This window comes from Acinetobacter sp. FY731, from assembly GCF_059515905.1.
The window spans coordinates 55,922-71,241 of record NZ_JCAKNB010000003.1; the positions used below are offsets into that span (position 1 = coordinate 55,922).

Consider the following 15,320-nt stretch of genomic DNA (forward strand, 5'->3'; position numbering starts at 1 on the left):
CGCCATAATACGGAGCTTTTTACATTATGACAAGAGAAAAAAACACCTAAAGCATTCAAATGAATATTGTTTCACCAAAATAACAAAAAAACCTTATAGTTTGGCTGCTAATTCAGCACCTTCACGTATTGCACGCTTAGCATCTAGCTCTCCTGCAAGCTTTGCACCACCAATAACATGATAATTCGCTAACGTATTTTCACCATCTGTCGGCATAATTTCTTTTACAGACTCTTGTCCCGCACAAACAACCACGGTATCCACACGCAAAAGTTGATCTTGCCCTGCTGTTTCAATCCACAAACCTTCATCTGTAATAGATTTATATTGAACTCCGCGTAACATACGTACATTGTTTTTCTTTAATTGTGCTCTATGTACCCAGCCTGATGTTTTACCCAATCCCGCACCCAAAGGTGACGTTTTCCGTTGTAATAAATAAATTTCACGTATAGGTGGGTCAATTTCAGCGCGTACCGTACCACCTTCCGTTATATAGTTCGGATTTGGATCTACACCCCACTCACGTTGCCATTCATGTAAAGGTTGCGGTTGTGCTTGATGTGGTGGTTTCAGTAAAAATTCTGAAATATCAAAACCAATCCCTCCTGCACCAATCACTGCAACTTTATGACCCACTTCTGCACCATGCAAAACTTCTGCATAAGAAAGTACTTGTGGTAAATCACTCCCTTCAATTTTTAATGCGCGTGGCACAACACCTGTTGCAACAACAACATCATCAAATCCTTCACGTTCTAATTGTTCACGGTTCACTTTTGTATTTAAACGCAGTTCAACACCTGTTTTTTCAAGTTGAACTTTAAAATAACGAATAGTTTCGTGAAATTCTTCTTTACCTGGTACAACTTTCGCTAAATTAAACTGGCCACCGACATCTGCACTTGCTTCAAATAACGTAACTTGATGACCTCTGCTTGCGGCCACAGTTGCCGCAGACATACCTGCAACACCACCACCCACTACAGCAATTCGCTTTGGTTTTTTCGTTTTTAAATAAACCAATTCTGTTTCGTATGCCGCTTGTGGATTCACCAAACAACTAACACGCTGATTTTTAAATGTATGATCTAAACATGCTTGGTTACAGGCAATACATGTATTAATTTCATCTACACGATTGGTTGCTATTTTATTTACCCAAAATGGATCTGCCAATAAAGGTCGTGCCATTTGAATCATATCGGCCTTACCTGAAGAAATAATGTCTTCAGCCGTTTCAGGCATATTAATTCGGTTTGATGCAATGACAGGGATATCTACATGTTTTTTCACTTCTGCCGTGTAATCGACAAATGCTGCACGTGGTACAGAGGTTACGATAGTTGGAATACGTGCTTCATGCCAGCCAATACCTGTATTAAGTAAGGTAATCCCTGCTTCTTCTAATGCTTTTGCTACAGTGATGACTTCATCCATGGTATTGCCATCGTGAACCAAATCGAGCAATGACAATCGGAAGCAAATAATAAATTTATCACCTACTTCTTTACGAATGGCTTTTACAATTTCTACAGCAAAGCGCATACGATTTTCTATTGCACCACCCCATTGGTCTTCGCGCTGGTTTACATGTCGACTAAGAAATTGATTCAGTAAATAGCCTTCTGAACCCATAATTTCCACACCATCGTAACCTGCTTTTTTAGCTAGACTTGCTGAATTTGCATAATCTTTGATTGTGCTAAGAATCGTTCTTTCACTCATTTTGCGTGGCTTAAATGGTGAAATTGGTGATTTTATTGCACTTGATGACACTACAAAGGGTTGATAGCCATAGCGTCCTGCATGCAGTATTTGTAATAATATTTTTGCACCATGCTTATGTACGGCACGTGTGACAAGTCTATGGGGTACAACATCACCCAAGGTATTCATAGTACCGCCCGCAGGAAGTAACCAACCTTGTCTATTGGGTGAAATTCCACCTGTAATAATTAAGCCTACACCGCCTTTTGCACGTTCACCAAAGTATGCTGCTAGTTTTGGATAGTTATAAAATCGATCTTCCAAGCCCGAGTGCATTGAACCCATGACAACTCGGTTTTTAATGGTGGTAAAACCTAAATCTAGTGGTTTTAAAATGTTTGCATAGCTAGTTGTCATGTGGCGTTCCTTTTTAATTTTTGGCTTTGCAACTTGTTGCATAATACTTTAGCTGATTTTTCTTTTTTGTTTATGACATTTTGATGCAAATCTGTGAATGTTCGGTCAATATCAGTATTATCTTAAATTAATATAAAAACTATAAATCAAGCATATGTGAACAGCTTTTTTTATAGTTTACAATGAAATATTGAGACATCATAAATACAATATGTATGAAAATAATAGACCTGTATCGCATTCTTTATCCAATGGTATCTTATTATCCAAATAGTGATTCTTTCATTAGCTTCGGGCTTTGCTCTGATCTGATTTTGATATTATCTAAAACCAATGCTAGTCAGCATTGGTGTTTATATTTAATAGAAAGAGGGATTGAACATGAGAACGTTTTATATTTTGAAGATGAGTATATTGCTTGCTTAGAGTTCTTAAAAGAGGCTAATAAAATTATTTCTAATATACCAAATGAAATGAAAGTATTAGATTATCGTGAAGGTTTATGGTTTTTATTAGAGCAACAGCAAGAATTCTACTTAGACGTGAATTGCACCTTAGGTCACGGTAGCTACTCTTGGGCAATTAAATTAGATTCAGAAAATTTGGATGACTATAGAGCTAAAGGGAAAAAGAGTCTCGATAACCTCGCTAATGCAATTGATTCATCTCGACCACTTTCTACTAATGAGTCTATTTTTCATTCCAGACAAATAAATGAAAATATTTTAACTGAAATAAATGTAGCAATTATTAGCTTCAATCAACACAGAGAAGAACACTATAAAACTTTTAAGGACGCGAAAATACCGCCTCAATCTTCCAAGCTTAATATTATCAAGAAATCTATATTTATTCTCAGCCTTATATTTGTACTAGCAATAATTCTTAAATTGAGTCCATAGTCTAAATAAAAAAAGCGTAGCTTTCGCTACGCCAGAGATAGGGCTTTACCATTTTATCGTTATTATAACTTTTACATTATTTCCAATTTTTCACTTTAGAAGTATGACCAATCCCCACATTAAAACTGTTTGTAGGGTCAAGTTTTTGGTAATGCATTTTTAAAGCAGGCTTCGCCACATATAAATGTCCTACATTATGCTCAGCAGGATATTCCGCACCACGATCATCCAACAACTTCCACATTTCATGTTCCATTACTAAAGGATCAACACCTTTTTTCACAATATAATCTTGATGGAATACATGGCATAAGAAATGACCGTAATACAGTTTATGAAGGATTTTCTCATCCATCTCTTTTGGCAAAGTTTCAACCCATTGGCGATCATTACGGCGTAACGCAATATCAAGCGCGACAATATCTTCAACTTCTCTCAAATGCGTATCACGGTAACGAATTGCCGCACCTGCCACCGCAAAACGGTGTAAAAATGCTTTACGACCTTCATCCGCATCACACAAAAAGAAGTTACCTGTTGTATTTATTTTGAAGTAATTTTCAAAGTACTTCTGTACAAGTTCAACATCCTGATTCTCAATACGAAGTACCAAATGATGCTCGTATAAATCACGGAATTCATTCATGCGTTTTGGCAAATGTGATGGTAAAAACTTCGTCACCAATTGCAAAATTTTATCGCTTAAACCACGTAAACCGAATTTCTGTAAATGACCATCTACCTTATCTTTCATTGCAAATGCAGCAGGCACTTTTGCCGTACCAAATTTCTCAATGAACATAAAGGTATCTTTGCCGTATTCAGCACCAATATCGTATGCAACACGATGAATATATTCGCCTGCAATAGGTACATGCGGTAAATCTTTCAATAAAAAACGACGGATTTCAGTCAAATCATCATGTGAATTTGTACCGACATAAAAGACTTGGCTCGGAATTTTCTCGAAAGTGTCTAAACGAACTGCGAATACACACACTTTCCCTGCCGAACCCGAAGCCTCAAATAAACGTGTTGGATCTGCATTAAAACGTGCAGGTGTGTCTTCATCTACCTGACGCACATCATGTGAATAATGCTGATCCGATGCACAGCGATGTTCTTCTTGTTTCACATCTGTTGATGTGTATTTTTGATGCTGTAGATTTTTTAAAATTTCTTCAGGCGTATCCCCTAAATGAATACCCAAATGGTTGATGAGTTCTAATTTTCCATCATCATTCACGCGTGCATATAAAGCGAGTTCTGTATAAGCAGGACCTCGACGCACCAAAGCACCACCTGAGTTGTTACACACACCGCCTAGCACCGATGCACCAATACATGATGAGCCAATTACTGAGTGTGGCTCACGGTTATAGGTTGCAAGTTCTTTTTCTAAAGCATCTAACGTCGCACCCGGTAAACAAACCACTTGCTTACCGTCTTGAATCACTTGAATTCCAGCTAAACGACGTGTACTTAAAAGCAATACAGGACGATCATATTCACCAAATGGCGTTGACCCCCCTGTTAAACCTGTATTTGCCGCCTGCATAATCACAATAAAATCGGCTTCAACAGCAATTTGAAGCACTTTCCATTGTTCTACCAATGAGCCCGGTGCAACAACAGCAAAGACCTCACCCGAACCGTAACGTCGCCCCTGACGATATAAACGTGTATCGCTATCATCCGTTAATACGTGTTGTTTACCTACAACATCAATTAATTTTTGTAGGGATTGTTGCTGGCTTTGAATTACAGACATATTCGGGTTCCTTGCAAGCGATTTGCAGTGCAATAGGCTTTTATGGGATATGTTTTAAATCATTCAATCATCTTTAAGATGCATACAATGAATGAAAAATGCAGCGCTGCTTTTACCGAAATAAAAGCAACGATTATCTAGTTCGTAGAAAGTAAGGTCTTAACCTGCTAACTCACGATCCAACTTCACTAAACAGTCAGATGTAATATCAGCAATCGTTTTTGCACCTGTGAGTGTCATTGCAACACGCATTTCTTTATCCATCAGTTCTAGTAAGTTACTTACGCCTTCACCGCCTGCTGCACCTAAAGCATAAACAAATGCACGACCTAACATACAAGTATCCGCACCCATCGCAAGCATACGCACAACGTCTAAACCGTTACGAATGCCTGAATCTGCAAGAATTTTAATATCGCCTTTTACAGCATCGGCAATTGGAGGTAATGCACGTGCAGAAGATAAAACACCATCCAGCTGACGACCACCATGGTTTGAAACCACAATACCATCGGCACCAAAACGTACAGCATCTTTGGCATCTTCAGGGTCTAAAATCCCTTTAATGACCATTGGACCATCCCAAAATTCACGAATCCATTCTAGGTCTTTCCATGAAATTGATGGGTCAAAGTTATTGCCCAACCAACCAATATAGTCTTCCAAACCTGTTGGTTTACCTAAGTATTTTGAAATATTACCTAGATCATGCGGACGCCCCATCATCCCTACATTCCATGCCCAATGTGGGTGAAAACAAGATTGCATATAACGACGCATTGCTGCATTTGGACCACTCATACCTGAATGTGCATCGCGGTAGCGTGCACCTGGTACTGGCATATCCACCGTAAATACCAATGTAGAACAACCTGCTGCTTTTGCACGTTCCAAGGCATTTTTCATAAACCCGCGATCACGCAGTACATAAAGTTGGAACCACATTGGACGGTTAATTGCAGGTGCAACTTCTTCAATTGGACACACAGATACAGTAGATAAAGTAAATGGAATACCTTTTTTATCTGCTGCTACCGCTGCTTGAACCTCACCACGACGCGCATACATTCCTGTTAAACCCACAGGCGATAATGCAACTGGCATTGATAAATTTTCATCAAACAATTGTGTTTCAAGACTTAGCTCTGACATGTCATTAAGTACACGCTGTCTAAGTGCAATTTTTGATAAATCTTCTACATTACGCTTTAGAGTATATTCCGCGTATGCACCGCCATCGATGTAATGGAATAAAAATGGTGGCAAACGACGTCTTGCGGCTTCACGATAATCGTTCGCAGAAGAAATAATCATAATCTTATGTCCTATTTAATCGACTGGCACGCTGACGACGAGCTTCTTCTTCATCAATCATACGTACCCGTTGAACTACAAATTCGATGTGTCCACAAACTGCTTTACGAGCAGCCTCTGGATCTTGGCGTTCAATTGCATCCATCACCTGAAAGTGTTGGTCATACAAAAGCTCAAAATGGCGTGGCGTGCTATAAACTTTACGTCGACCTAGCATCACGTTGTATTGCAATAAGTCAAAAATTCCACGCATCATTTGAATGAGCACTAAATTATGTGAAGCTTCTGCAATAGCTAAATGAAAGTTCGCATCAGCAATAGCAGATTGAGCATCATCACCCAAGGTTTGAAAATGATGAATTTGCTCAAAACAATGACGAATATTTGCAAGATCTTCTGGTGTCGCACGTTGTGCAGCATACCAAGCCGTCCCACCTTCAAGCACCATTCTGGCTTCCTGCACATCTGTTCGATATTCAGGATCTTGATTCATTAAAGTTGTGAGTGGCTCAACAATTAAATTGTGTGACCAATTCACAGGGAGCTGTTGTAAATAATTACCTGCCCCAACTTTACTGACCAATACGCCAGATGCCACCAATTGCTGAATTGCTTCGCGTAGCGAACTGCGAGAAACACCAAGCTTCTCGCATAACTTACGTTCAGCAGGTAAACGCTCTCCAACCTGCATGTTGTTTTCTTCTATTAACAAACGCAGACTTTGCATAACTTTGTTGGAGACTTTCATTTACGATCCTCAATTACCTATCATGGAATCATCCATGGGAACACATAAGCTTGTAGAGTGATAATAATACCGATCATCACAGTGAACGTTATACTGTGTTTCACTGTAAAACGGAATAAATCAGACTCTTTACCAACAAGACCTACAGCCGCACATGCAATTGCGATAGATTGAGGAGAAATCATTTTTCCTGTTACGCCACCACTCGTATTGGCAGCAACAAGTAATACTTCAGGTACACCAATTTGTTGAGCTGTCGTTGCTTGAAGTGCAGAGAACAAGGCATTTGCAGATGTATCTGAACCTGTTAAGAACACGCCAATCCAACCTAAGAATGGTGAGAAGAATGTAAATGCTTGACCTGTATGTGCAAGTGCCAATGCAAGCGTTGCAGACATTCCTGAATAGTTCGCAATAAATGCAAATGACAACACCATACCAATTGAATAAATAGGTGTTTTAAGTTCACCGACAGTTTCACCAAAAGTTTTTACAGCATCACTCGGCTTCATTTTTAAATAAATAATAGTGATGATTGCAGCAATCATAATTGCTGTACCTGTTGCAGATAACCAATCAAATTTATAAATAGCATCGTAATCAGTTACATCTGCAACAACAGGTGGCATTTTTTGAATCATTTGATGTAAAAATGGCACTTTAATAGAGATAACAAAATCATTTAAAGGACCACCTTTTACAAATAAATCCTTAAATGGTTTGATACTCCACACAGTAACCATTGCAGTAAGCACAGCAAATGGAGACCATGCTTTTACAATTTGACCTACTGAATATGTTTTACGTGCAGCTTCAGCAACCGCCACATCTATCTGAGAATCGTGATCTTCAAAACGGAAGATATGCTTAGGTTTCCAACACTTAAGAAGTATCGTTAAACTTACTAATGATGCAATTGCCGCTGTAATATCTGGAAGTTCTGGACCAACAAAGTTAGACGTTAAATATTGAGCAAGTGCAAACGACCCACCACCCACAAAAATTGCAGGCCATGTTTCTTTAACACCGCGCCATCCATCCATAATTGCCATGATCCAAATCAATACAATTGGCACCATGAATGGTAATTGACGACCCACCATTTGGCTGATTTCCATTGTATCTACACCAGAAACCTGACCCGCAACAATAATTGGAATACCCATTGCGCCAAATGCAACAGGAGCTGTATTCACAATCAAGCACAATCCTGCGGCATATAACGGTTTAAATCCTAAACCCACTAAAAGAGCGGCTGTAATTGCAACTGGCGCACCAAAGCCTGCTGCACCTTCTAAGAAAGTACCAAATGCAAAACCGACCAATAGCATCTGTAAACGCTGATCTTCCGTGATCGATAAAATAGAAGAACGAATAATATCGAACTGCCCTGTTTTCACCGAAATTTTATAAAGAAACAATGCACCGATAATAATCCATGCAATTGGCCATAAACCGTATAAAAAACCATAAACAAGTGAAGCGAAAGCCATTTGCGAAGGCATGCCATACGCAAATAAAGAAACAAGTAAAGCTAAAACCACTGTAATTGTTCCAGCAACGCTACCCTTCATACGAAAAACAGCAAGTGCCAAAAAGAAAAATACAATTGGAATTAATGCGACAATACTTGAAATCCAAATATTGCCCATCGGGTCATAAATCTGTTGCCAATTTTGAAGCATTGTCATCTCCTTGAAATGCTTTTGCGTGTTTGCAATCAAAATGGACGTCGTTCAATCGATGCCATTGGTCTGACCAATAATAGTTTACCTAAGAATTATTACTGGATATTTTTGCCACAATGGTAATTTCCGTTTCTTTTAAGATCAATATTAAATTTAAATTATATTATTGGTCATACCAATATTGGCACTATTTTTATTTTTATAGCAGCTTTCATCAAACAGCATAAAAAATCAAATTATTGTTTTTATTAATTTTATTTCAAATAGTAATTATTCTCACTACATGTCATAAACTTTAGTCTAACCCATATAAAAAGAACAAAAACTCAGTAAAATATTAGTACTAGTTTCAACCTTTTGTTGAGCAATGCTTACTAAAATACGCTCTTTAATAAAACCCTCTCATAATAAATATCCTCAATAAACAACATCATAAAAATAAAAGTCACCACTCATAAAAAATCTTTAGATTTTTTTAAAAATTCCTTTTTTTTGCGAATCCAAGCTGTTTTAAAGGTGCTACAATATGTAGATAAAGATTCTCCTTGGCCACCAAATATGGTGCCTGTTTTAGAAAGTTAGGATTAACAATGACTGACAATGCAACTATCTTGCAGAATGTACCAGTAGGCAAAAAAGTTGGTATCGCCTTTTCTGGTGGTCTAGATACTTCAGCAGCTCTTTTGTGGATGAAACAAAAAGGTGCAGAACCTTATGCTTATACAGCAAACTTAGGTCAACCAGATGAAGATGACTACGATGCCATCCCTAAGAAAGCAGAAGCTTATGGCGCTGTAAAAGCACGCTTAGTTGATTGCCGCTTACAACTTGCATTAGAAGGTATTGCTGCAATTCAATGTGGCGCGTTCCATATTTCTACAGGTGGCGTTCCATACTTCAACACAACACCTTTAGGTCGTGCAGTAACAGGTACTATGCTTGTTACAGCAATGAAAGAAGATGACGTAAACATCTGGGGCGATGGCTCAACTTATAAAGGTAACGACATTGAGCGTTTCTACCGTTATGGTCTTTTAACTAACCCTGCGCTTAAAATTTACAAGCCTTGGTTAGATCAAACCTTTATTGATGAGCTTGGCGGCCGTGCAGAAATGTCACAGTTCCTCATCGACAACGGTTTTGACTACAAAATGTCAAAAGAGAAAGCATACTCAACAGATTCAAACATGTTAGGTGCAACTCACGAAGCAAAAGATCTGGAATACCTAAATGCGGGTATCAAAATCGTAGATCCAATCATGGGCGTTGCGTTCTGGAACGACGAAGTTGAAATCAAACCTGAAGAAGTATCTATTACTTTTGAAGAAGGTTTCCCTGTTGCAATCAACGGTCAACGTATCGAAGATCCAGTAGAGTTTATTCTTGAAGCGAACCGTATCGGTGGTCGTCATGGTTTAGGTATGTCTGACCAAATCGAAAACCGTATTATCGAAGCTAAATCTCGTGGTATTTACGAAGCTCCGGGTATGGCACTTCTTCACATCGCTTACGAGCGTCTTGTGACAGGTATTCATAACGAAGATACAATCGAACAATACCGTATTAATGGTTTACGTTTAGGTCGTCTTCTTTACCAAGGTCGTTGGTTCGATTCTCAAGCGCTTATGCTTCGTGAAACTGCTCAACGCTGGGTAGCTAAAGCTGTAACAGGTACAGTTACTTTAGAACTTCGTCGTGGTAATGATTACACAATCATGAACACTGAATCTGAAAACCTCACATACGAAGCTGAACGCTTAACTATGGAAAAAGGCGATTCAATGTTCTCTCCGATGGATCGTATTGGTCAATTGACTATGCGCAACTTGGATATTACAGATACTCGCGCTAAATTAGGTATTTATACAAATACTGGTTTATTGGCTGTAGGTACAGGTTCTGCTGTTCCTCAACTAAAAGACAAAAACAAATAAGTTTGTTTAATGTCAAAAAAACCGCTCCTATGAGCGGTTTTTTTATGTGTGATTTACTATTAATCCACTAAAAATAAATCCAATATACACATCTCAAAACCATCAACTTCTCTTTTAAAATAAAAAAATTATCACAAACACAAAAGAAATTTTAATTGCTTAAATTACACTCAAAAAATTAGCAAATATTTACTTAAATCTATCTCTTTATTCATTTTTGCGGTTACCAATTTAACCCTATTTCGATTATCATTTATTTTATTTTTTAGTAAGAATTATTTTGAATACGATAACCTTGCTTCAGCCTGATGATTGGCATGCTCATTTACGTGATGGACTCGCTTTAGAACGTACAGTACCCGATCTTGCAAAACAATTTTCTCGTGCAATCTGCATGCCCAACTTAGTTCCACCCGTTAAAACAGTGGAGGAAGCTGAAGCATATCGTAGTCGTATTATGGCACATGTGCCTGAAGGGATTGAATTTGACCCTCGTATGGTGCTGTACTTTACAGATCAAACATCACCAAAAGAAATCTTAAAAATTAAGAAATCTGAACATGTAAATGCCATCAAACTCTATCCTGCTGGTGCAACCACCAATTCAGATAACGGTGTAAGCGACATTAGCAAAGTTTATTCGGTTATTGAACAACTTGAAAAACATCAAGTTCCATTGCTATTGCATGGCGAAGTAACACACAATCATGTTGATATTTTTGATCGTGAAAAACGCTTCTTAGATGAAGTACTTTCACCACTCATGAAACAATTTCCTGGTTTAAAACTTGTTTTAGAACACATTACAACAAGTGAGGCTGCAAACTTTGTTTTAGAGCACGACCGTAATGTTGCTGCCACTATTACACCTCAGCACTTATTGTTTAATCGTAATGACATGCTTGTTGGCGGTGTTAAACCACATTTTTATTGCTTGCCAATTTTAAAGCGCCAAACACATCAGCAAACACTATTAGAAGTGGCAACAAGTGGAAATCCTAAGTTTTTCTTAGGAACGGACAGTGCCCCTCACTCTAAAAATGCTAAAGAGAATGCATGTGGTTGTGCAGGATGTTATAGTGCGCCTACTGCTATTGAACTTTATGCTCAAGCCTTCGATCAAGTTGGTAAAATTGATCGATTAGAAGGTTTTGCTAGCCATTTCGGTGCAGACTTCTATGGTCTTCCACGCAATGCCAACACCATTACATTGGTAAAAGAAGACCAAATTATCCCTGAAAGTTTAGACTATTTGGATGGTGAAAAAATTGTCCCTCTTTATGCGGGCAAAACGATCCAATGGAGAAAATTGTGACAGACGAAACTCTACCAATCATTGGTCAGCGTTTCCGTGGCTTTCTACCTGTTGTTGTCGATGTAGAAACAGCAGGTTTCAATTCACAGACCGATGCATTATTAGAAATCGCAGCTATTCCCATTATTTACAATGCGGAAGGTCAATTTGTTCCGGGTGAAGCGTATCACGCACACATTAACCCATTTGAAGGTGCAAATTTAGACCGTAGATCTTTAGACTTTATTGGTATAGATCCATTCAACCCTATGCGCGTTGCAATGGCTGAAGATGAAAAGTCTGCATTAAAGCGTATTTTTAAAGCTGTAAATGAAGTACGTCGCCAACAGAACTGCACGCATGCTGTTTTAGTTGGACATAATGCACATTTCGATTTAGGTTTTGTACAAGCAGCTATTGCACGTACAGGAACAAAAAACCAAAACCCATTCCACAGTTTTTCTGTGTTTGATACAGTTACTTTAAGTGCTGTAATGTTTGGTCAAACCGTTCTTGCAAAATCTTGCATTCAAGCGGGTATTGAATTTGATGGTAAAGAAGCACACTCTGCTCTTTATGACACTCAAAAAACGGCTGAACTTTTCTGCTTTATTTTGAATAAACTTGCTCCACATTTAGCAGATACGCTTTTTACAGAGCAATAGTCCATCCAAATTTAAAAACCTCCCAACTATTAATATGTTTTTTATCTAAAAAATATTGATCGTTTGGGAGGTTTTTTATATGTACTAATTATATACGTCTAACAACAAAATCAAGCTCCACATAAAAAAACAATAAATAAAATCGGTTTTTCATATTGTAAATAATTCTCATTTGTATTGATTTTGTTTACTTATTTAATGATAATCACTCTCATTGTTATTTTAATTATTTCTCCCCTATGTCATTTTCTCGTAACCCGCTTAGCTTTGCTATATTTTCTATTCTTAGCACTTCAATTTACGCTGAATCTATAACAGACACATTAGATAAAAACACTCCCCAAACATCAGTTACCTTAAATACTATTTCATTAAAAGCAGAAAATGAAAATGAAGTGGGAAAAACCATATATACAAAAGAACAGTTACAAAATATGCCCAATGGCAAAAAAACAATTGCCGAGTTTTTAAAAACAAATACCAATGTACAATTTCAAAGAGATGCTTTAAGTAGTGCAGATCAAGCATCTCTTTCGCCCGAAAAAATATCTATTAATGGTGCAAAATTTTACGACAATAAATTTATTGTCAATGGTGTGAATACTAGCAACACTCTAGATCCCGTTGGTCGTGCAGACAATTATCTATATGGTGCACCTAGCCAAGCACAAACAGCCAATATCAATACTGATCTACTTTGTGAATTAGAAGTTATTGACAGCAATGCCAGTGCTGAACATGGTGATTTTATGGGAGGAGTTATTTCCGCAAAAACATGTGCCCCAAAATCAGAAATTGGTAAAGTTCATGGTACTTTGAGTTATGACTATACAACTGATGCTTGGTCACGTTTCAATTATGTAGATCAACAAGAGTATGATGATTCAGAAGAAATCCCGACAACAATATCAACTAATAAATACCATAAAGAATATGTAACACAAGGAATTAGCGCTAACTTATACACGCGGCTCAATGAGCAATTTGGCATAAATGCTATTTTTAGCCGCCGTACTTCCGACTTACCATTAACTAGTTTATTTAACCCTAAAAAAGAACTCGATACTCAACAAAAGAATGAGAATATTGGTTTTACACTTTATTACACCCCATCAAAAAACCATAACTTCCAATTTGGTATTGAAAATTATCAATATGATAAAAATGGATTTATGACTCGTAGTATAAATTCAGATTACAATCTTGTTACAAAAACCAATACCTTTAGAATTGGAGCTACACACAAACTAGATCGAGCAACAATAGAACAAAATTTAAACTACAGAAATTCCGAATATCAACGTCAACAAGCACAAGATTATTATGTTCTATGGACACGTTTAGATGGTTCAAAAGACTGGTTAGATAATTCAACATCACAATTTGATGGTAATGTTGGTGGCGACATTAAAACCATGCAGAGCAGTTTAAATTACGATATCAAAGCAAGTTTTTTACCATTACAATGGGGAGAAACACAACACACATTTAAAACAGGTATTAACTATCAACATAATAAAGCCTCTTTAGAACGTGAAAGCAGTTATGCGCAATTTACTGGTCGAAAGATGCAAAATGGCTTAGTTTGTGCTACCGGTGATATTTTATGTACATCAGTACTTAACAATAATAACATTGACGGACAATACATCACCTCTGGCCAGTATTATCAAGCTGGAAAGTATGATGTACGCCAAGACAAAGGTGCTATTTTTCTAGAAGACAAAATAAATTGGAAAAATTTTACAGGTATTCTTGGTGTTCGAGCTGATTATGAAAGCTTAACTTCTAATTTAAATATTGCTCCTCGCAGTTATTTTGAATACAAACCCTTTTCAAATGAATTACTAAAAATCGGTACAGGTTTTAATCGCTATTATGGTGTAACCTATTTAAATACAGAACTTGATTATACTGGTTATGAAGGTCGAGGGAATTTAACTCGCTCAGCAACCAATTATAATACTAATTGGGATTCTGAGAATAATTATGGCTGGGTTTACAAAGCTAATAGTAATGTTGGTGGTGTCGCACCAACTGACCTTAATACACCTTATAGTGATGAAAAATTATTTGCAGTTGGAACACAATTTAATAATATTGCCTTAGGTTTTAAATGGGTCAATCGCGAATTCAATGACCAAATTCGCACTAGTGCAACAACACCACGTATCTTTACCAATCAATATGGTGGTACAGCAGATACATATACTATCAGCTTGTCAAATATCACACCGTTTCGATTTGGAAATACTCGACATAAATTAAATCTAGGACTTAGCTTTGTAAAGCAAGATACATATACACCAAGTTATAGCTCAACCGATACAGATAATGATAAATATGTCTACCTAAATGGCAAGGTTTATGTTTTCGGAGAACTACCAACTAAAGATGCTCCATTTACAGCAAGGTTGAATTGGTTAATTGAAGGAACTAATCTTCCATGGAAACTAGACAACTTTTTCTACTATCGTTCACCAACAACATACAACATGAAAACAACTGAAAAAATTACAGTAGGTGAACATAAAGATATTGCCATTTATACAGCAGAAAAATTTTCGAGCAAATTTAACTGGGACGCACGATTAACTTACGATTGGGCTATAAAAAAAGACCAGCAACTAAGTTTTGGTATCACGGTAAATAATATTTTAAACAAGCATAACAAAGCGACCGACAGTGATGGTATATTATATTCAGAAGAAGGGCGTCGCTTCATTGCCGATATTACCTTTAAGTTTTAATCTGAATTAAAGAGCCTTATTAGGCTCTTTTCTTTTTTATCATTCATTCAAATCACCTATTCATTCATCATCAGAAAAACCTGATTTACGTGATTATTAACGTTTCTTATACTCAAATAACACCCTT

The 15,320-nt window shown here is 37.3% G+C and carries 10 protein-coding genes; 5 read left to right on the plus strand and 5 right to left on the minus strand.

Annotation, left to right across the window (positions count from 1 at the left end; genetic code table 11):
- Positions 1-93 precede the first annotated feature (93 nt).
- Positions 94-2,127 carry an FAD-dependent oxidoreductase gene (locus tag AC5YC8_RS04415; protein ID WP_496163699.1) on the minus strand — a complete coding sequence of 678 codons (2,034 nt, stop codon included), beginning with the start codon at positions 2,125-2,127 and terminating at the stop codon, positions 94-96.
- A gap of 215 nt (positions 2,128-2,342) precedes the next feature.
- On the opposite strand from AC5YC8_RS04415, the gene AC5YC8_RS04420 reads away from it, so the two are divergent.
- Entirely contained in the window at positions 2,343-3,029 is a 687-nt protein-coding gene (locus AC5YC8_RS04420; protein WP_496163700.1) for a hypothetical protein, read from the plus strand.
- 76 nt (positions 3,030-3,105) lie between these two features.
- Here AC5YC8_RS04420 and dld read toward each other — a convergent pair whose 3' ends face one another.
- The 4 genes from dld to lldP all read right to left on the minus strand — a co-directional run bounded on the left by dld (position 3,106) and on the right by lldP (position 8,553).
- Positions 3,106-4,800 carry a D-lactate dehydrogenase gene (gene dld / locus AC5YC8_RS04425; RefSeq protein ID WP_496163701.1) on the minus strand — a complete coding sequence of 565 codons (1,695 nt, stop codon included), beginning with the start codon at positions 4,798-4,800 and terminating at the stop codon, positions 3,106-3,108.
- A gap of 159 nt (positions 4,801-4,959) precedes the next feature.
- Positions 4,960-6,114, minus strand: a complete 1,155-nt coding sequence (gene lldD, locus AC5YC8_RS04430; protein ID WP_496163702.1) for an FMN-dependent L-lactate dehydrogenase LldD — start codon at positions 6,112-6,114, stop codon at positions 4,960-4,962.
- 4 nt (positions 6,115-6,118) lie between these two features.
- A complete protein-coding gene (gene lldR, locus AC5YC8_RS04435) occupies positions 6,119-6,862 on the minus strand; it encodes a transcriptional regulator LldR (RefSeq protein ID WP_496117075.1) in 744 nt (247 codons plus the stop codon).
- 20 nt (positions 6,863-6,882) lie between these two features.
- Positions 6,883-8,553, minus strand: coding sequence for an L-lactate permease (lldP, locus tag AC5YC8_RS04440; RefSeq protein WP_496163703.1), 1,671 nt, complete (start codon positions 8,551-8,553; stop codon positions 6,883-6,885).
- Between the two features lie 587 nt (positions 8,554-9,140).
- Between lldP and argG the strand changes: the two genes are divergently transcribed.
- From argG to AC5YC8_RS04460, 4 genes are all read left to right on the plus strand, one after another.
- On the plus strand, positions 9,141-10,484 hold the full coding sequence (gene argG, locus AC5YC8_RS04445) for an argininosuccinate synthase (RefSeq protein WP_496163704.1): 1,344 nt from the start codon (positions 9,141-9,143) through the stop codon (positions 10,482-10,484).
- A gap of 280 nt (positions 10,485-10,764) precedes the next feature.
- A complete protein-coding gene (pyrC, locus tag AC5YC8_RS04450; protein WP_496163705.1) occupies positions 10,765-11,799 on the plus strand; it encodes a dihydroorotase in 1,035 nt (344 codons plus the stop codon).
- Positions 11,784-12,443, plus strand: a complete 660-nt coding sequence (gene rnt / locus AC5YC8_RS04455; RefSeq protein WP_496117083.1) for a ribonuclease T — start codon at positions 11,784-11,786, stop codon at positions 12,441-12,443. The genes pyrC and rnt overlap by 16 nt, the downstream gene beginning before the upstream one ends.
- Before the next feature lie 239 nt (positions 12,444-12,682).
- Positions 12,683-15,193 (plus strand): TonB-dependent receptor plug domain-containing protein, encoded by a 2,511-nt coding sequence (locus AC5YC8_RS04460; RefSeq protein ID WP_496163706.1) that lies wholly within the window; start codon positions 12,683-12,685, stop codon positions 15,191-15,193.
- Positions 15,194-15,320: the final 127 nt, after the last annotated feature.

What these genes read in the sequence shown, in the direction of transcription:
- AC5YC8_RS04460 (WP_496163706.1), top strand. Translation starts at nt 12,683, where the DNA reads ATGTCATTTTCTCGTAACCCGCTTAGCTTTGCTATATTTTCTATTCTT.
- lldD (WP_496163702.1), bottom strand. Translation starts at nt 6,114, where the DNA reads ATGATTATTTCTTCTGCGAACGATTATCGTGAAGCCGCAAGACGTCGT.
- dld (WP_496163701.1), bottom strand. Translation starts at nt 4,800, where the DNA reads ATGTCTGTAATTCAAAGCCAGCAACAATCCCTACAAAAATTAATTGAT.
- rnt (WP_496117083.1), top strand. Translation starts at nt 11,784, where the DNA reads ATGGAGAAAATTGTGACAGACGAAACTCTACCAATCATTGGTCAGCGT.
- AC5YC8_RS04420 (WP_496163700.1), top strand. Translation starts at nt 2,343, where the DNA reads ATGAAAATAATAGACCTGTATCGCATTCTTTATCCAATGGTATCTTAT.
- AC5YC8_RS04415 (WP_496163699.1), bottom strand. Translation starts at nt 2,127, where the DNA reads ATGACAACTAGCTATGCAAACATTTTAAAACCACTAGATTTAGGTTTT.
- lldR (WP_496117075.1), bottom strand. Translation starts at nt 6,862, where the DNA reads ATGAAAGTCTCCAACAAAGTTATGCAAAGTCTGCGTTTGTTAATAGAA.
- lldP (WP_496163703.1), bottom strand. Translation starts at nt 8,553, where the DNA reads ATGACAATGCTTCAAAATTGGCAACAGATTTATGACCCGATGGGCAAT.
- argG (WP_496163704.1), top strand. Translation starts at nt 9,141, where the DNA reads ATGACTGACAATGCAACTATCTTGCAGAATGTACCAGTAGGCAAAAAA.